The organism is Faecalibacterium sp. AF10-46, from assembly GCF_003604105.1.
GTDB classification, from domain to species: domain Bacteria; phylum Bacillota; class Clostridia; order Oscillospirales; family Ruminococcaceae; genus Faecalibacterium; species Faecalibacterium taiwanense.
Genome location: NZ_QVGY01000007.1, coordinates 34,389 through 51,737, shown reverse-complemented (window position 1 = coordinate 51,737; position 17,349 = coordinate 34,389). Strand labels below are relative to the sequence as shown.

Annotated in this window: 17 protein-coding genes and 1 pseudogene; all 18 read left to right on the top strand. The window is 45.8% G+C overall.

Annotation, left to right across the window (positions count from 1 at the left end; all coding sequences use genetic code 11):
* Nucleotides 1-168 precede the first annotated feature (168 nt).
* The 18 genes and pseudogenes from DWV57_RS08875 (at nucleotide 169) to DWV57_RS14945 (ending at nucleotide 17,348) form a co-directional block, all read left to right on the top strand.
* Nucleotides 169-1,539 carry a citrate synthase gene (locus tag DWV57_RS08875; protein ID WP_118526256.1) on the top strand — a complete coding sequence of 457 codons (1,371 nt, stop codon included), beginning with the start codon at nucleotides 169-171 and terminating at the stop codon, nucleotides 1,537-1,539.
* Nucleotides 1,539-2,324: a hypothetical protein gene (locus tag DWV57_RS08870; protein ID WP_120020566.1), complete on the top strand. Its 786-nt coding sequence runs from the start codon at nucleotides 1,539-1,541 to the stop codon at nucleotides 2,322-2,324. The genes DWV57_RS08875 and DWV57_RS08870 overlap by 1 nt, the downstream gene beginning before the upstream one ends.
* Before the next feature lie 198 nt (nucleotides 2,325-2,522).
* The gene (gap, locus tag DWV57_RS08865; RefSeq protein ID WP_005945602.1) at nucleotides 2,523-3,554 is read left to right on the top strand and encodes a type I glyceraldehyde-3-phosphate dehydrogenase; all 1,032 of its coding nucleotides are present in this window, start codon (nucleotides 2,523-2,525) and stop codon (nucleotides 3,552-3,554) included.
* Between the two features lie 502 nt (nucleotides 3,555-4,056).
* Entirely contained in the window at nucleotides 4,057-4,455 is a 399-nt protein-coding gene (locus DWV57_RS14980) for a hypothetical protein (protein WP_207666248.1), read from the top strand.
* 89 nt (nucleotides 4,456-4,544) lie between these two features.
* Entirely contained in the window at nucleotides 4,545-4,985 is a 441-nt protein-coding gene (locus DWV57_RS08855) for a glycosyltransferase family 4 protein (protein ID WP_347562389.1), read from the top strand.
* Nucleotides 4,986-5,136: 151 nt separating this feature from the next.
* Nucleotides 5,137-5,547 carry a sugar phosphate nucleotidyltransferase gene (locus DWV57_RS08850; RefSeq protein WP_120020565.1) on the top strand — a complete coding sequence of 137 codons (411 nt, stop codon included), beginning with the start codon at nucleotides 5,137-5,139 and terminating at the stop codon, nucleotides 5,545-5,547.
* A 46-nt stretch (nucleotides 5,548-5,593) separates the two neighbouring features.
* Nucleotides 5,594-6,361, top strand: a pseudogene (locus DWV57_RS08845) (nucleotide sugar dehydrogenase); the annotation flags it as partial.
* 378 nt (nucleotides 6,362-6,739) lie between these two features.
* Complete coding sequence (locus tag DWV57_RS08840) at nucleotides 6,740-7,870, top strand: glycosyltransferase family 4 protein (RefSeq protein ID WP_120020564.1); 1,131 nt, start codon at nucleotides 6,740-6,742, stop codon at nucleotides 7,868-7,870.
* On the top strand, nucleotides 7,867-9,600 hold the full coding sequence (locus DWV57_RS08835; RefSeq protein WP_347562388.1) for a glycosyltransferase: 1,734 nt from the start codon (nucleotides 7,867-7,869) through the stop codon (nucleotides 9,598-9,600). Before DWV57_RS08840 ends, DWV57_RS08835 begins: the two co-directional genes overlap by 4 nt.
* Nucleotides 9,597-10,565, top strand: a complete 969-nt coding sequence (locus DWV57_RS08825; protein WP_120020563.1) for a glycosyltransferase — start codon at nucleotides 9,597-9,599, stop codon at nucleotides 10,563-10,565. The genes DWV57_RS08835 and DWV57_RS08825 overlap by 4 nt, the downstream gene beginning before the upstream one ends.
* Nucleotides 10,562-11,428 (top strand): acyltransferase family protein, encoded by an 867-nt coding sequence (locus DWV57_RS08820; RefSeq protein ID WP_243112326.1) that lies wholly within the window; start codon nucleotides 10,562-10,564, stop codon nucleotides 11,426-11,428. The genes DWV57_RS08825 and DWV57_RS08820 overlap by 4 nt, the downstream gene beginning before the upstream one ends.
* 174 nt (nucleotides 11,429-11,602) lie before the next feature.
* Complete coding sequence (locus tag DWV57_RS08815; RefSeq protein ID WP_120020562.1) at nucleotides 11,603-12,784, top strand: radical SAM protein; 1,182 nt, start codon at nucleotides 11,603-11,605, stop codon at nucleotides 12,782-12,784.
* Nucleotides 12,784-13,383 (top strand): acyltransferase, encoded by a 600-nt coding sequence (locus tag DWV57_RS08810; RefSeq protein WP_120020561.1) that lies wholly within the window; start codon nucleotides 12,784-12,786, stop codon nucleotides 13,381-13,383. The genes DWV57_RS08815 and DWV57_RS08810 overlap by 1 nt, the downstream gene beginning before the upstream one ends.
* Nucleotides 13,355-13,795, top strand: coding sequence for a hypothetical protein (locus tag DWV57_RS08805; RefSeq protein WP_347562387.1), 441 nt, complete (start codon nucleotides 13,355-13,357; stop codon nucleotides 13,793-13,795). The genes DWV57_RS08810 and DWV57_RS08805 overlap by 29 nt, the downstream gene beginning before the upstream one ends.
* A 184-nt stretch (nucleotides 13,796-13,979) precedes the next feature.
* The gene (locus DWV57_RS08800) at nucleotides 13,980-14,330 is read left to right on the top strand and encodes an acyltransferase (RefSeq protein ID WP_165852890.1); all 351 of its coding nucleotides are present in this window, start codon (nucleotides 13,980-13,982) and stop codon (nucleotides 14,328-14,330) included.
* Between the two features lie 19 nt (nucleotides 14,331-14,349).
* Nucleotides 14,350-15,381, top strand: coding sequence for a glycosyltransferase family 2 protein (locus DWV57_RS08795; RefSeq protein WP_120020558.1), 1,032 nt, complete (start codon nucleotides 14,350-14,352; stop codon nucleotides 15,379-15,381).
* A 16-nt stretch (nucleotides 15,382-15,397) separates the two neighbouring features.
* On the top strand, nucleotides 15,398-16,660 hold the full coding sequence (locus tag DWV57_RS08790) for an O-antigen ligase family protein (protein ID WP_120020557.1): 1,263 nt from the start codon (nucleotides 15,398-15,400) through the stop codon (nucleotides 16,658-16,660).
* Nucleotides 16,650-17,348 carry an acyltransferase gene (locus DWV57_RS14945; RefSeq protein WP_120020556.1) on the top strand — a complete coding sequence of 233 codons (699 nt, stop codon included), beginning with the start codon at nucleotides 16,650-16,652 and terminating at the stop codon, nucleotides 17,346-17,348. Before DWV57_RS08790 ends, DWV57_RS14945 begins: the two co-directional genes overlap by 11 nt.
* The last annotated feature ends 1 nt before the right edge of the window (nucleotide 17,349 follow it).

Here is a 17,349-nt window from a genome sequence, read left to right as displayed (position 1 = left end):
AAAGCCTTTTGTGGTGCAAGCGTAAAAAAGCACCAAACCGGCTTTTTGTACGCTGAACGGTGCAGTTGATGCTTGAATTTACTCGTCAAAAGCGATAATATAGCATTATACCCATCATTGAGGGTGGGCGGGAAAGTATATAAATAGGATGAAAGGAGAATTCCCCTTATGAATTTTGCACATTCGGAGGTGGCAACGCTGGACCCGAACACAATGCGGACTTTGTGTGAGGAATATGTTGCCAACAACTACATCGATCCGGAGACGAGCGAACGTCTGGGGGTCAAGCGCGGCCTGCGCAACCCGGATGGCACTGGTGTGCTGGCCGGCCTGACCAACGTCTGCGACGTTGTGGGCTATAAAAAGGATCAGGAAGGCCATGTGATCCCCACTCCCGGCAAGCTGATCTACCGCGGTGTGAACATCAACGAGATCGTAGACGAGGCCTACCGCAATGACCGCTTTGTGTTTGAAGAGGTGATCTGGCTGCTGCTGTTCGGCAGTCTGCCCAACCGGGAGCAGCTGGACGATTTCTGTGAGATCCTGGCAGAGCACCGCGCCCTGCCGGAAGGCTTCATGGACACCATGAACGCCCCCTCGCCCAATATCATGAATAAGCTGCAGCGCTGCGTGCTGGGCCTTTACTCTTACGATGAGCACGCCGAGGATCTGAGTCTGGAGAACATCCTGAGCCAGAGCATCAATCTGATCGCCAGCATGCCCACCATGATGGTGAACGCTTACCAGATGAAACGCCGCTACTACGATAAGCAGAGCATGTTCTTCCACCTGCCCAAGCCCGGCCAGAGCACGGCAGAGCACATCCTCAGCACCTACCGTCCGGACCAGAAGTTCACCCACGAGGAAGCAAAGCTGCTGGATATGTGCCTGCTGGTGCACGCCGACCACGGCGGCGGCAACTGCTCCACCTTTACCACCCGTGTGCTGTCCTCCTCCGGCACCGATACCTACTCCGCAATCGCGGCGGCCATCGGTGCACTGAAGGGCCCCAAGCACGGCGGTGCCAACCTGATGGTGAACCGTCAGCTGAAGGATATCCTCAAGCATGTGGAAAACCCCGAGGACGACGATGAGGTGCGCGAGTATCTGCGCCGCATCCTGCGCAAGCAGGCGGGCGATGGCTCCGGCCTGATCTACGGCATGGGCCACGCGGTGTACACCATCAGCGACCCTCGTGAGGTGATCCTGAAGCAGCGCGCCCGCCATCTGGCCTACGACAAAGGCTTTGAGGAAGAGTATAATATGCTGTGCAGCATCGAACGGCTGGCCCCCGGCATCTTTGCCGAGGAAAAGGGCAGCACCAAGCCGGTGTGCGCCAACGTGGACCTGTTCAGCGGCCTGATCTACAACATGCTGGGCATCTCTGAGGATATTTACACCCCGCTGTTCGCCATTGCCCGTGTGCCCGGCTGGTGTGCACACCGCGTGGAAGAGGTGGTATTCGCCAACCGTATCATTCGTCCCGCTTACAAGTATCTGGGCGTGCGCCAGAAATATAAGCCGATCGAGGAACGCTGATGAATCCTTCTGTTTTGTTCGTTTTTATCCTGAGCATTCTGCTGGGCGTGCTGCGCGCGGCAGACCTTGCCTTTGGCACCGATGCCGTCACCGGTTTGTGCGTGGTCGGCTCGGTGTGGTGGCGCTATCTGGCACTGGGTATCGTGGTGCTGGCTGCAGTGCTTGTGGGCCGTACACAGCCTTCCCGCTCGGAAGCGGTGCGTAGCCGCAGGCCGCTGGCCGGTATTCTGGCTTTTGTCGGTGCAGTATGTTTTCTGGCCGCAGCGGGTGCACAGATCGCGCTGGGCGCAGCTTCCGGTCTGGGCGGCTTTGTGCGGTGCATTCTGGAATGCCTGTGCTCCGCGTGGCTCAGCACCATGGGCCGCTGCTGGCTCAGCCCCAACGAGTGGAAAAAGCCCTTTGGCGGGCTGTATCTGGCCGTGGCGGGCAGTCTGCTGTTCTACTGGAACGTGCTGCTGCGCTTTATGGAGAACAGCTCCAGCTGGCACCGCGTGACCCCTACAGCGGCGGTGTGGCAGGCGCTTGCGGCACTGGTGTTTTTGGCAGCGCTGGCCCGGGCGCTGCATGTCCCGCAGCCGGGCAATGGCAAAACACTGTGCGCAGCCGGGCTTGCCGCATTTGCACTTTGCCTGTGCTGGCAGCTGCCCTACGTACTGGTTTTGATGAGCGGCCTGAGCTGGGCCACACCGGCTGTCTGGCCGGAGATCTTTGCCGGACTGGGCCTTTGCTGCGTGGGCGGCATTGGCGGAGCGTGCGCTGCAGCCTGCTTGAACGGGGAGAGCTGACAAAAATGTTGGCACTCTGTTGGCGCAATTGCCGAAAAGCAGGGAATGAAAGGAATTAAAATCGTACAAAAGCAAAAAATGCAGTGAATCTCTTGTTAATTTTTTGGCAGATACTTGAAACTTTCTGCGTTTTGGTCTAAAATAAAGATACCGTGATTTATCCGATTATGGGTAAAATAATTAGGAGGTACTATTAACATGGCTGTTAGAGTTGCTATCAATGGTTTCGGTCGTATTGGTCGTCTGGCTTTCCGTCAGATGTTTGATGCTGAGGGTTACGAGGTCGTCGCAATCAACGACCTGACCAGCCCCAAGATGCTGGCTCACCTGCTGAAGTACGATACTGCTCAGGGTTCTTTCTGCGGCAAGATCGGCGAGGGCAAGCACACCGTCGAGGCTACCGAGGACTCCATCATTGTTGACGGCAAGGAGATCAAGATCTACGCTGTTAAGGACGCAAAGGACGCTCCCTGGGGCGAACTGAACGTTGATGTCGTTCTGGAGTGCACCGGCTTCTACACCAGCAAGGAGAAGAGCATGGCTCACATTCAGGCTGGCGCAAAGAAGGTCGTTATCTCTGCTCCCGCAGGCAACGATCTGAAGACCATTGTCTTCTCCGTCAACGAGAAGACCCTGACCGCTGAGGATCAGGTCATTTCTGCTGCTTCCTGCACCACCAACTGCCTGGCTCCCATGGCTAACACCCTGAACAAGACCTACCCCATCGTCTCCGGTATCATGACCACTGTTCATGCTTACACCGGCGACCAGATGATCCTGGATGGTCCTCAGCGCAAGGGCGATCTGCGCCGTGCTCGTGCTGGCGCACAGAACATCGTTCCCAACACCACCGGCGCTGCTAAGGCTATCGGCCTGGTCATCCCCGAGCTGAACGGCAAGCTGATCGGTTCTGCTCAGCGTGTGCCTGTTCCCACCGGCTCTACCACCATTCTGGTTGCTGTCGTCAAGGGCAAGGATGTCACCAAGGAGTCCATCAATGCTGCTATGAAGGCTGCTACTTCTGAGTCCTTCGGCTACAACGAGGATCAGATCGTTTCTTCCGATGTCATCGGCATGCGTTACGGCTCTCTGTTCGATGCTACCCAGACCATGGTCGCTAAGATCGACGACGACACCTATCAGGTTCAGGTCGTGTCTTGGTACGACAACGAGAACTCCTACACCTCTCAGATGGTCCGTACCATTAAGTACTTCGCTGAGAACTGCTAATCATAGCTCTACGCTCAAAAGCGCTTGAGGTGCCGTGCTGAATAACAGTTGATACCGGCTTTGCCGGTACGAACATGCTGTGATTGGCATGACAACAGGATATTGAGTTCAACACCCTTCCTTTTGCGGGTTTCCGTGAGGGGAAGGGTGTTTTTTTGCTGAAAAAAGCAATGGAACGAGTTTCTTTCCAAAATGAATATGTTGCAACAAAAAGACGGAATAAAGTACGGAAATCTTAGCCATGAAGCAGGCAATGATACAGCTGAAAAGTATTGTATCCCAAAGGAAAAAATGGTAAAATGTTTTTAGTGTCGATAAATACATTTACGAAATTGATATTGATGATTCTGGAAATAAAATGTCAATGAATTGCGGCGTAAATCAGTCAAAAACCTGGGCGTAAATGCGTCCGGGCTTTTTGTGATGTAAAGGAAACCGGGCCGGAGTTTGGCACGGTATGGGGATGAGATCCCTAAATGGGGAAAGCGACGGGAAAGGGAAAATGAAAGAGAAATTGAGGCTTGCTGTTTTTGGCCACAAAAGGTGGTCGAGAGAGGGCGGCGTGGAGATCGTGGTAAAAGAGCTGTGCACACGGATGGCGCAGCAGGGCTGTCAGGTGACATGCTACAACAGATCGGGACATCATGTGAGCGGTGCGGAATATGATGATGCCAGTAAAATTGAATACGCTGGAATCTGCCAGAAATATGTTCCGACCATTCAGCGGAGAGGGGATGGAGATATAATACGCGGCTGTCATAATAGGGACAAGGGTACGGCAGAGAATGAAAGGCCCCGCAACCCGAAGTTCATATTTTCTTACCCGAAGAATGAACGACTGATCTTTTTGGGTGGCAGCAATGCCATCCAGAAAGAAATCTCGACCATGAGGGTGGGGTGACAGCCAGCGGACAGGCAAGCGAGCCTATCCGCTCTTTGTGTTGGCTGAGATATTGATGAAGAAATTGAGTGGGATTGCGGGAAAGATTTATGAGTAAGAAACTTGCGATTGCGATGTTCGGACAGAAGCGATTATCGAGAGAAGGCGGAGTAGAGATCGTTGTCAAAGAGCTCTGCACCCGAATGGCACAGAATGGTTGTGACGTGACCTGTTACAACAGAGCAGGCCATCATGTGAGTGGTGCAGAATATGACGATGCTGGTAAAACGGAGTACGAGGGAATCCGTCAGAAGTCTGTTCCGACTATTGAACGGCGCGGACTTGCTGCAGTCAGCTCCTCCGCATTTGCGGCACTTTATAGTGCATTTGGAAAATACGATGTGGTGCACATCCATGCCGAAGGGCCGGCGTTCTTTGCATGGCTGCCGAAGATGTTTGGGAAAAGAGTTGTAGTTACCGTCCATGGGGAGTGTGAAATAATATGGACAACCAGAAAAAATCCTGATTTCATGCGGGTTTACGCGGCTTGACCTTTTCACCTCAACCTGTTTCTGCCTGTCATAATGCGTTGCGGCCAGTGTGATTTTAGGTGCTAATGGCTTCTGGTTGCGCTCTATACTTAACCCACCACAGCGAAAGCTGATAGAGCAGAAAACAGAATAAGGAGGTACGAAGGCAAGCCTGCGTATAGATTGTTACTGCAATCTGTATTTCAGCCTTTCCAAGTTCGTTGATTTTGCCAAGGAAAAGAATGCTTCCTGTGTGATGTGCCATGAGGAAAACGAACTGAAAAAGCAGCAGAAAACAGCAATCATCACGCTTGATAACTCGGATCTGATTACGAGCTATGAGGAAAAGCCAAAGGAACCAAAAGGAAATCTGGCTGTGCCGCCGTTCTACTGCTATCATGCCTGTGATGTAAAGCGGATTCAGGAAGCTCTGGAGAACGGCTGCGGCTATGACGCACCGGGTAGCTTTGCGGCTTGGTTGAGCAAGCAGACACCGATGCACGCTTACGTCATGCCGGGTAAGAGGTATGACATTGGCGATATTAACAGCTATGAGTATGTAAAGAGTGTGTTTTCAAAATAAAAACGCAAAGAGAGAGGAGAAAGTAATCATGAGAGATTTTAAGGATTTGAAAATTGCTGTGGCCGGAACTGGCTACGTTGGACTTTCCATTGCAACGCTGCTGAGCCAGCATCATAAGGTTATGGCAGTGGATATTGTGCCGGAAAAGGTGGAACTTATCAATAGCAAAAAGTCTCCGATTCAGGACGAATACATTGAAAAGTATCTGGCAGAGAAAGAACTGAACTTAACTGCAACACTGGATGCAAAGGCGGCATATAGCGATGCAGATTTTGTTGTTATTGCAGCTCCTACCAACTACGACAGCCACACGCAGCACTTCGACACATCTGCAGTTGAAGCTGTGATCAAGCTGGTCATTGAATATAACCCGAGCGCCATCATGGTCATTAAGTCCACGATTCCTGTAGGCTACACAGCAAGTGTAAGAGAAAAATTCAACAGCAAGAACATCATCTTCAGCCCGGAGTTCCTGCGTGAGTCCAAGGCTCTCTATGATAACCTGTACCCTTCTCGCATCATCGTTGGCACTGATCTGAACGATGAGCGTCTGGTTGAGGCGGCACACGAGTTTGCTGGTCTGCTGCAGGAAGGTGCCATCAAGGAGAACATCGACACCCTGTTCATGGGCTTCACCGAGGCAGAGGCAGTCAAATTGTTTGCCAATACATATCTGGCTCTTCGTGTTGCTTACTTCAACGAACTGGATACCTATGCAGAGATGAAGGGACTGAATACCCAGCAGATTATCAACGGTGTCTGCCTTGATCCGCGCATTGGTACTCATTACAATAACCCCAGCTTCGGCTATGGGGAGTGTGAAATAATATGGGCAACCAGAGAAAAGCCTGATTTCATGCGGGTTTACGCGGCTTGACCTTTTCACCTCAACCTGTTTCTGCCTGTCATGGTGCGTTACAGCAAGCGTGATTTCAGGTGCGAATGGCTTCTGGTTGCGCTCTATACTTAACCCACCACAGCGAAAGCTGATAGAGCAGAAAACAGAATAAGGAGGTACGAAGGCGAGCCTGCGTATAGATTGCTACTGCAATCTGTATACAGGCTTGTTGTCGTGCAATAAAGGATGCAAGGTGAATAGTGAAAGAACGAGCATGACAATTTGAGGATAAGAACTACTTGGATTGTGCATAAGGCAAAGATAAAAGCATGAAATAGAGGTTGGAGAGAAGTAATGGAAGGAAAAATCAGACTTGCGGTTTTCGGACAAAAACGTCTTTCTCGTGAAGGCGGGATAGAGATTGTTGTAAAAGAACTATGCACCCGAATGGCACAGAATGGCTGTGATATAACTTGCTACAATAGAGCAGGTCATCATGTGAGCGGTGCAGAGTATGACAAAACAATTGAATATGATGGTATCCGTCAAAAGGTTGTTCCGACCATTGAGAAAAAGGGACTTGCGGCGGTAAGCTCTTCCTTTTTCGCAGCACTTTATAGTGCATTTGGAAGATACGATGTGGTGCATATCCATGCAGAAGGTCCTGCCTTTTTCTGCTGGATACCAAAACTTTTTGGCAAGCGTGTAGTCAACACTATCCACGGTTTGGACTGGGATCGCGAGAAGTGGCGCGGAAGCGTTGCATCCAAGTTCATTCGTGGCGGCGAAAAAAACGCCGTGAAATATGCGGACGAAATCATCGTTCTAAGCAAAGGCGTTCAGAAGTACTTCATGGATACGTACGGGAGGGAGACGCATTTTATCCCTAATGGTGTCAATCGGCCAGAGGTTCGGGAAGCAAATCTGATCAAGGATCATTTTGGATTGGAAAAGGATTCCTACATATTGTTCCTCGGTCGTCTGGTGCCGGAGAAGGGCATTCGATATCTGGTTGAGGCCTTCAAGAATGTCAAGACAGATAAAAAACTGGTCATCGCAGGTGGCTCCAGCGATACGGATTCCTTTATGGAGGAATTGAAAGACCTGGCGAAGGGTGACGATCGGATTCTCTTTACCGGGTTTGTGCAGGGAGCAATGCTGGATGAACTATACAGCAACGCTTACATCTACACACTGCCGTCTGATCTGGAAGGAATGCCCCTGAGTCTGCTGGAGGCAATGAGCTACGGCAACTGCTGTTTGGTTTCGGATATTCCGGAGTGCGCAGAGGTTGTGGAAGATAAGGCATTGATTTTCAAAAAGTCAGATGTGGAGGACTTGCGAGAAAAATTGCAAGATGCCTGTGACCATCCAGAAATGGTTATGAAAATGAAGAATCAGGCAGCTGATTTTATCTGCGAGAAATATAACTGGGATGAAGTTGTAAAGGAAACGATGAAACTGTACAGGAGAAATAATAGATGAGAGTATTGATAATAAATAAATTTTTATATCCAAACGGTGGATCAGAAACCTACATATTTAAGCTGGGTGAGGCGCTAGAGCAGCACGGACATGAGGTTCAGTACTTCGGTATGGAGCATGAAGGCCGCTGCGTGGGCAACCGGGTCAATGCTTATACATCTGGTATGGACTTCCACGGCGGCAGCAAACTGAGCAAGCTGACCTACCCGATCAAGACGATTTACAGCAAGGAAGCAAGAGTACAGCTGCGGAAAGTGCTGGACGACTTCAAGCCGGATGTCTGTCACCTGAACAACTTCAACTACCAGCTGACACCTTCCATCATTCTGGAAATCGTGAAGTGGCGCAAGGAGACCGGAAGAGATTGTAAGATCATCTTCACGGCACATGACTACCAGTTGGTCTGCCCGAACCATCAATTAAAGAACCCTATCACACATGAGAACTGTGAGAAGTGCCTCGGCGGTCATTTCATGAATTGTGTAAAGGGAAAATGTGTTCACGATTCTACTGCAAAATCTATCGTTGGCATGATGGAGGCAGAGTTCTGGAAGTGGAACGGAGCATACAAGTACATTGACAAAATCATCTGTTGCTCGGAGTTCCTGAAAACTAAGATGGACACCAATCCGCTGTTTGCAACCAAGACGATTGCAATGCACAACTTCGTGGAGAAGGTAGAACCTAAAGACGTTGAGAAGAAAGACTACGTCCTCTATTTCGGCCGTTTCTCCGAGGAGAAGGGAATCAACACACTGGTTGAGACTTGCAACCTGTTGCCGGATATTCAGTTTATTTTTGCTGGTTCCGGCCCACTGGAAAACAAGGTCAATCAGCTGAAAAATGTTAAGAATGTAGGTTTCCAGACGGGTGGCGCACTGGACAAATTGATTCGAGAAGCAAAGTTCTCTATCTGTCCTTCGGAAGTCTATGAAAACTGTCCGTTCTCCGTTATGGAGAGTCAGCAGCGCGGCACGCCTGTCATCGGCGCAAATATTGGTGGTATTCCTGAGTTGATCACAGATGGTGTGGATGGACGGTTGTTCACAAGCCGAGATTCCAAGCAGCTGGCCTCGATTATCAGGGAACTTTGGAACAATCCGGAAGAGACGGATAACTATGCAAAGGCGTGTCTGAACCTTGAACGAGACGACCTTGAGGCTTACTGCGACAAACTCGTCCCGATTTATCTGGGGGGGGGGGTAACCCTTTGTAAGTATCAGCAAATGGACTATGCGCTGTACTTTGGCCGCTTCTCCGAGGAGAAAGGCATTGGCACACTCATCAAGGTCTGCAAGGAGTTGCCGGATGTGCAGTTCGTCTTTGCCGGTACTGGACCGCTGGAAGATACCATCAATGGTGTAAGCAACATCAAGAATGTAGAATTCCAGAGGGGTGAGGCACTGGAAAAACTCATCCGTGAGGCACGGTTCTCTATCTATCCGTCTGAGTGGTATGAGAACTGTCCGTTCTCCGTGATGGAATCCCAAATGTACGGCACGCCGGTGCTAGGCTCTGAGATAGGTGGTATCCCGGAACTGATTCAGGTCGGTAAAACTGGTGAACTGTTTGAGAGCGGCAATGCCGAAGACCTGAAAAGGAAGGTCCAGAAGCTCTGGGGTGATAAGAAGCTGTGTGAGCAGTATAGCAAGAACTGCAAAGACATCAGCTTCGATACAATCGATGAGTATTACGAGAAAATTATGAAGGTTTATAGAGGTGAAGCATGATTTATGTTTTATATGATAAACCCAAGAAATTGGAAGATATGTCGTTTTTGACTGCGGCATTTGAAAAAGAGTACAAGGAAATTTATCCCGAGTGGCGCTGCACTTCTATCAAGCAAATGCTCTCAGTGTGCAGTACAACCGTAAAACGTACAAAATCAGGTGACACCATTGTATGCTGGTATGACTTTATGGGAGTGTTGTGTTGGTGGTTGAGTAAACTGACCAACAAGAAAATTAAAGTTATAGCAATCAATATTTTGTTGAAAGATAAAAATACAACGAAAAACAAGGTGGCAAAGTATCTTTATAAAAAGGCGTTGTGTTCAAATTCTTTTGCGGCAACAGTTACGACTGTGGAGTACGGCCGCTATATTAATGAGATTTTGAATACAAAAGTGAATTTTACGCTTTTGCATGATGTCTATCATCAAAATTATACTTTGAATAAGCGAGTAGAAACCAAGGTAAATACGGTTTTTTGTGGTGGTAGAAATGGCCGGGATTGGAAACTGCTATTTGAAGTTGCGAAAAAGCTTCCAAAGGTGACGTTTAATTGTGTTATGCCGAGTGCTCTGAAAGAACAGTTCTTAGGCGCTATGGGGGATAATGTCTGCGTTAAAACGGATATCCCGGAAAGCGAATTTATGGAGTTTTTGTGCGAGTCACAACTTATTGCCATGCCACTGGATACAGAAGCACCGGCAGGATTGACCGTCTATTTTCAGGCGGCTGCAAATAATAAAATGATTATAACATCCGATACGGTTACGACAGAAGGATATTTGTCAGATGGATGCGGAGCCTTATGTAAGAATACCGTAGAGGACTGGGTGGACAAAATTCAGTATTATCTTCTGCATACAAACGATGCAGATATCTGTGCAGCAAAGTTTAAGGATTTCCTTGAGAATGAGTGCTCTGAGGAAAAGTATACCGAAACACTGTGGGGGATGCTTGCGGAATGAAAGAAAGGTATGAAGGAGTAGATGGCTTGAAGGCGTATGCCATTATCGGCATTGCGCTGATGCACATCCTCACAAATGGAGAATATGGGATAGGAGGATTTGTGTTTGAGCAGCTTATTCCGTCTTTCACAAACCTCGTTTTCCTTTTTATGATGGTCAGTGGCTTTGGTATGTGCTGTGGCTATTACCAGAAATTCAAGGATCAGAAAATCAGTGTGGGAGAGTTCTACGCCAAAAGATACAGTAAAATTTGGCCGTACTTCGCATTGCTTTGTGCGCTGGACTTTGTAATGTCACCCAGTAAAAGTGCATTGTATGAGGTCTTTGCAAACCTGACACTTTGTCAGGGTCTTTTGCCGAATATGAACATATCGGTTATCGGTGTAAGTTGGACGTTGGCAGTGATTTTCGTATTTTATCTGTTGTTTCCGTTTTTTTGCTTCCTGCTGGAAAACAAGAAACGCGCGTGGTTGGCACTTGCCTGTGCTGTAATCTACAACTTCGTATGCAGCACATATTTCTTTGATGAAAGCCACATTGCAGATAGAGTGCTAGTGAATTTCAGTGCAAGGACAAACATTCTGTATTGTGCAGTTTATTTCATTGCTGGTGGACTGATCTTCCTCTATCGAAAGGAGTTGTCCGAGCTTGCATCGAAGTACAAAGTTATCGCCGGAATATTTTTGCTGATTGCTACAGTTGTTTATTTTGCAATAGGTAGTTCTACACTTACAATGTTGTTCTTCTGCGTGGCCGCACTGGTCTATACCATCGGATGCAATCGGGGGGGGGGGTACTGGTCAATCCAGTCGCCAAGTTCCTTGGCGGTATCTGCTTCGAGATTTACCTGTGCCACATGGTAATTTATCGTGTGCTTGAAAAGTTACACCTTGTTCATCTGTTTGGAAATGGTCTGCTGGCATATATCTTCACAGCAGTTGCAGTTATTTGTGGCTCGGTTGTGTTCTCGGTGTGTGCCAAGTGGTTCTTAAATAAAATCGAAACATTCTTAAAAGAGAGAGTTAGGAGAGTTAATCATGTCTGAAGAAAAGAAGTTAAATGGTACGGTCATCGTCACTTATCGCTGCAATGCCCGTTGCTCTATGTGTAACCGTTATAAAGCACCTTCCAAACCGGAAGAGGAAATCAGCATCGAAACCATCAAAAAACTGCCGAAGATGTATTTTACGAACATCACCGGCGGTGAGCCGTTCATCCGCTCTGACCTGAAGGATATTGTGCGTGAACTGTATAAGAAATCTGACCGTATCGTTATTTCTACGAATGGTTTCTTTACGGATCGTATCGTTGATCTGTGCAAAGAGTTTCCGCAGATTGGTATTCGTATCTCTATCGAAGGTCTGGAGCAGACCAACAACGAGATCCGTGGCCTGCAGAACGGCTACCAGCGTGGATACGGTACGCTGAAGAAACTGCGTGAGATGGGCATGAAGGATGTCGGTTTTGGTATGACCGTCCAGGACAAGAATGCTCCTGACCTGGTTCCGCTGTACAAGATTTCCAACGAGATGGGTATGGAGTTCGCCACGGCTTCTCTGCATAACAGTTTCTACTTTGTTGAGGCAAAAAATATCATCCATGACCGTCCGATGGTCGCAAAGAATTTCGAGAATCTGGTCAACGAACTGCTCCGCAGCAACAGCCCGAAAAAATGGTTCCGTGCCTACTTTAACCACGGTCTGATCAACTACATTTACGGCCAGAAGCGTCTGCTGCCTTGCGACATGAGTTTTGATACCTTCTTCATCGACCCGTATGGCGATGTTATGCCTTGTAATGGTACCAAGGATAAAGAAGTCATGGGCAACCTGAATACCCAGAGCTGGGACGAACTGTGGAACAGTCCGCAGGCTGAGGAAGTCCGCAAGAAGGTTCGTTGCTGCGACCGTGACTGCTGGATGATTGGCTCTGTCAGCCCTGCTATGCATAAGTACATCTGGAAACCTGCTACCTGGGTTCTGGTTCACAAGTTCAAGGCTTTCTTCACCAAGCATCCGTATAGCATGTACGAACTGAAGATTTGCCGTGACTACCGTGATGGCAAGGTCACTAAGGAAGAACTGGACAAGTGCAGCACCTGCGATATGAATTGTGTGATCAACAACGGTCTGAGTGAGGCTTCCAAAGAACAGCTGAAGCATAAGACCGGCGAGGAAATCGTGGATGCTGATATCGCACAGCAGATGGAGACGAAGTAATGAGTGAAAAGACAGCGGCAAGAACAAGAGAAAAATGGGTCGATGATGTAAAAGTTATTGCCTGTATATTGGTTGTACTGGGCCATTTCTTCCAGAGCATGACGAAGTCAAATATTCTGCCTGAAAATGGTTTATACCAGTGGTTCAATACGACAATTTATTACTTCCATGTGCCGCTGTTCTTTATTTGTAGCGGATACTTGTATCAGAAGTACAGCAAGGTAAACAGTGTGGGTAGTTGGTGCAAGAATGTGGCAAAAAAAGCATTGGCACTCGGCGTACCCTATGCCACTTTTACGACTGCTACGTGGGTGCTGAAAAAGGTGTTCTCAAGTAGTGTTAACGACCAGATTGGTGGTCTCGGTGATACACTGTTCCTCCATCCGACTGCTCCATATTGGTATCTATACGCATTGTTTTTTATCTTTCTGGTCACGCCGACTTTTAGCGATGTGAAAGCATCTGCAGTAGGATTGATAGTTGCGCTGGCTGCAAAAGTCTTGATTTTAACTGGGGGGGGGGTACAGCATTTACGCTGTATCGACGGTTCTCTCAAACGAAATCTGGTTTGTGCTCGGTATGGGTATTTGCACGTTTAATGTGCAGATGAAGGGCAAAAGAGCACAAGGGACGATATTCGGGTTGCTGTTTATAATTCTGAGCATTGTGGTATATACGGCGGAAATTAGCGGCAGTATGATCTCTTTCATAATGGGATTATTGGCTTGTGTGGCGGTTATCCTGATGGTGGCTGATTTTGAGGAAATGTTCAGTAGGGGTATGGACTTTCTTGCAAAGTACACAATGCCGATTTTTCTGATGCATACATTGTTTGCCGCACCGCTGCGATCTGTTCTACTGAAGGTTGGCGTTACGAATGCTGTGGCACATGTGGTGCTGGGACTTGGAATTAGCTTTGCAGGTCCGATTATAGCTGCATGGATTATGAAGAAAACAAAGTGGATGGAGTTTTTCTTGTACCCGAATAAATTAATTAGAAAGGTATCTTAAGGATGAGACTTAAAGGTAAAGCCAAGGAAATCCTTGGATTGATGCGAGCAAAAATCTTTGGCATAACCGCTGGGCAGAGCGTTTATATTGGTAAGCATTGCAGCCTAAAAGGAAAACACCATATTACCTTGGAAGATTGTGTGACGGTACGTCCATATGCCCAAATCTGGTCGGGGGGGGTACAGTGAGAATTGGCAAAGGCTCCGAAATTGGTGAACGATGCCGAATCTCTATTGCTAATTCTTTGGAAATTGGAGAAAAAGTACTCCTTTCTCCAAACGTGTACATAACCGATTGTGATCATGAGTACCGTGACGTAGATGTTCCAGTGATTGATCAAGGAATTGTACAAAGAGGACAGAAAGTATCCATTGGAGAAGGTTCTTACATTGGAATCAATGCAGTGATTGTAGGCAATGTGAGGATTGGCAGACATTGCGTGGTTGGAGCCAATTCGGTGGTTACTAAAGACGTACCAGATTATTGTGTGGCAGTTGGGAGTCCGGCAAAAGTGATTAAGAACATGAAGAATTGATGTAGCGAGGAATATATAAATGAAAGCAGGATTAGTAAGCATTGTCTTACCAATATACAATGTGGAAAAGTATCTTGATAGATGCATTGAGAGCGTTATAAATCAGACATACAGAAACCTAGAAATCCTTCTTGTAGATGATGGGTCACCGGATGATTGCCCTCAAAAATGCGAAGAGTGGGCTAAGAAAGATGGCCGAATAAAAGTTATCCATAAGGCTAATGCAGGACTTGGATATGCCCGTAATACGGGAATAGAAAATGCTTCTGGAGAATACATTTGCTTTTTTGATAGCGACGATTATATTGATCCAAGTACAATAGAAAAGGCATATAATACCGCACAGAAAAACAATAGTGATATGGTTTTGTTTGGCCACTACGATGTTAATGCACAAGGAAAAATCGTCAGAACGTATATACCTACAATAGATAAAGAAAGCTATGTGAGCTCTGAGGTTCAAGAAGTGCTTTTACCTGATTTGGTTTCTGATAATCCTGCAACAGGGAAGAGTACGAATTTATGGTTAAGCGCATGTTTTTGTATGTATTCTATGAAGTTGATATTAGAAAGCAACTGGAGATTTACTTCGGAACGGGACATTATATCTGAGGATGTATATTCATTGTTGCGATTGTACAGAAATGTAGAAAAAGTTACTATAATTCCAGAGGCATTCTATTACTATTGTGAGAATAGTACGTCATTGACACATACGTATAAGGCAGATCGATTCAATAGAATAAAGAGATTCTATAATGCCTGCATAGATGCATGTGATGAACTAAATTATAACGATGAGGTAAAAAAACGCTTTTCGGGTCCATTTATTTCTAATACAATTGCTGCAATGAAAATGATTATTCAAGCGGATATGAGTAATGATAAAAAGAAATCGGCGTTCAAAGCTATATGTAAGGATGAACAACTTCATAAAATAATAAATAGCGTGGAAGTCAAAAAAGAAAAATTTACACGAAGATTGTTGATTTGGTTTTTAAAGGCCCGATTATATAGTGTTTGCGAACTGTTGGTTAGATTAAAAGCATAGAGGGGTTTAAGCGTAAATGAAAAGTAGATTAACAGTTAAAAAAACACATTTGCTATGTGCCATAACGCTTTTACTTACCCTATTTTCTGGACAAAGTTCAAAATTGTTTGGAATATCAGGTGGAGCAGCATATCAATTGTTGTATTACTCTAAATATATATCAGCTTTGTTTCTAGTGGCGTATGCATTATCACGCCCAAGAAAGGTTTCCGATTATGAAGTAAAAAGACTTCTGACAATTCTTTTGCCTCTTGTAGTGTTGATGATAGTGGTAGAATGCTTTGCTGTATTTACAAGTCCTGTGCCGGCAATGTATGGCATAAGATATTGGACTAGATCTTTAGCAGCGTTCTTGGATCGATTTTGCATTTATGCAGTTGTTATTGGAATATGGGAACTGTGTGGAGATGAAGCGATAGAGTGTATTACAAATACTTTTATCGTGGATGAAATTCTTATTTTTATAAGTGCTATTTTTCATGTAGGAGTTGCTGGAATCGTTGAGAGCTTTTTAGGTGCTTTTGCATTTAGTGAGGGTGCATCAAATTATTTTGAAGTTCATGAATTGACTTTTGCCATAGGACTGTGCATTATATATTATTTGTTTTTTGCCGAGAGAAAAAAACATAACACAGGGAAATTAGTCTTTCTTGTTATTTCATTCATTTTGGGATCAAAAAGAATAGGTATGGCAGGCATTGCGGCGGCGGGATTGTTTTCCTTGTTTGTACATAAAAAAGGACTGTCTCGTCGTAAATTGCTTACAATTGGAATAGTTGGTGTTTTGGTCTGCTATGGATATTTGTTTATAGTATATAATAATGAATTCTTTGCAATACTGAATGAACATGGCATCAACAATATGGGACGAGATTTGATTTATGCATATTTTGTCCGAAGAACTAAACTCTCACCAACACAAATGGGATGGGGAATGGCAGGCGTTGCAAAAGTTGTGGAAAATATGGATAGAAGCGAAGTTATGTATATGGCAGCGGTGCGAGGCGTTCATAATGACATCCTTAAAATATATATCAATTTTGGATTTGTTGGTTCTTTGATTTGGTATGCTCTTAATTTGATCTATTTTCCGGTTAAATTTATGAATGAATATGGGAAAAAAGCCGCTACAATATATATGGCGTTGATTCTATATCTGTTTATTACCTACTTAACAGATAATACAGAAAGTTACTTTGTTTGCCAAGTGGCTTTGTTATTGATACCGATAACCGAATATTTGAAAGAAAAAAATAGGAGTGTCTATTGTGAAAATTAAGGAAGCAATAAAAAAACTAATTTACCCTAATAAGTACTGTTCTGAGGCTTATGTTAACTTCCTTCGTCGGGGGGGGGCAAAGATAGGAGAAGGAACAATCTTCTATAATCCAATGAATACTGTTGTTGATGAAACTAGCCTTCCATTTATTGAAATTGGAAAGAATTGTAGAATTACAGCAGAAGTTATTATCTTAGCACATGACTATAGTTATGCAGTTTTACGTCCGGAATATCATTGTATGCCAAGAAAGGCTGGAGTTACAAAAGTCGGTGATAATGTTTTTGTTGGGATGAAGTCCATTATTTTGATGGGAAGTCAAATTGGAAATAATGTTATTATCGGGGCAGGTGCTGTTGTATCAGGAAATATTCCTGACAATGTAGTTGTTGCAGGAAATCCGGCTAAAGTTGTTTGTACGTTGGATGATTATTATGAACGTCAGATAAAACGACTTGATAGTTATGCGAAAATATATTATAAGCGGACCAAGTCATATTTGCAAAGAGAACTAACGGAAAATGATATGAATTGGTATAACCAGCTATGGAAATTTGAAGGAAAGGATCAAATCTATGCTGGAATCAAAGTGGATGGAGATAACATTTCAGAAATTATCAGCGATTTAAAGAATGTTAAGCCTATTTATGAAAGCTTTGATGATTTTAAGAGGAGCATAGATACTTAAA

What these genes read in the sequence shown, in the direction of transcription:
- DWV57_RS08875 (WP_118526256.1), top strand. Translation starts at nt 169, where the DNA reads ATGAATTTTGCACATTCGGAGGTGGCAACGCTGGACCCGAACACAATG.
- DWV57_RS08870 (WP_120020566.1), top strand. Translation starts at nt 1,539, where the DNA reads ATGAATCCTTCTGTTTTGTTCGTTTTTATCCTGAGCATTCTGCTGGGC.
- gap (WP_005945602.1), top strand. Translation starts at nt 2,523, where the DNA reads ATGGCTGTTAGAGTTGCTATCAATGGTTTCGGTCGTATTGGTCGTCTG.
- DWV57_RS14980 (WP_207666248.1), top strand. Translation starts at nt 4,057, where the DNA reads ATGAAAGAGAAATTGAGGCTTGCTGTTTTTGGCCACAAAAGGTGGTCG.
- DWV57_RS08855 (WP_347562389.1), top strand. Translation starts at nt 4,545, where the DNA reads ATGAGTAAGAAACTTGCGATTGCGATGTTCGGACAGAAGCGATTATCG.
- DWV57_RS08840 (WP_120020564.1), top strand. Translation starts at nt 6,740, where the DNA reads ATGGAAGGAAAAATCAGACTTGCGGTTTTCGGACAAAAACGTCTTTCT.
- DWV57_RS08835 (WP_347562388.1), top strand. Translation starts at nt 7,867, where the DNA reads ATGAGAGTATTGATAATAAATAAATTTTTATATCCAAACGGTGGATCA.
- DWV57_RS08825 (WP_120020563.1), top strand. Translation starts at nt 9,597, where the DNA reads ATGATTTATGTTTTATATGATAAACCCAAGAAATTGGAAGATATGTCG.
- DWV57_RS08820 (WP_243112326.1), top strand. Translation starts at nt 10,562, where the DNA reads ATGAAAGAAAGGTATGAAGGAGTAGATGGCTTGAAGGCGTATGCCATT.
- DWV57_RS08815 (WP_120020562.1), top strand. Translation starts at nt 11,603, where the DNA reads ATGTCTGAAGAAAAGAAGTTAAATGGTACGGTCATCGTCACTTATCGC.
- DWV57_RS08810 (WP_120020561.1), top strand. Translation starts at nt 12,784, where the DNA reads ATGAGTGAAAAGACAGCGGCAAGAACAAGAGAAAAATGGGTCGATGAT.
- DWV57_RS08795 (WP_120020558.1), top strand. Translation starts at nt 14,350, where the DNA reads ATGAAAGCAGGATTAGTAAGCATTGTCTTACCAATATACAATGTGGAA.
- DWV57_RS08790 (WP_120020557.1), top strand. Translation starts at nt 15,398, where the DNA reads ATGAAAAGTAGATTAACAGTTAAAAAAACACATTTGCTATGTGCCATA.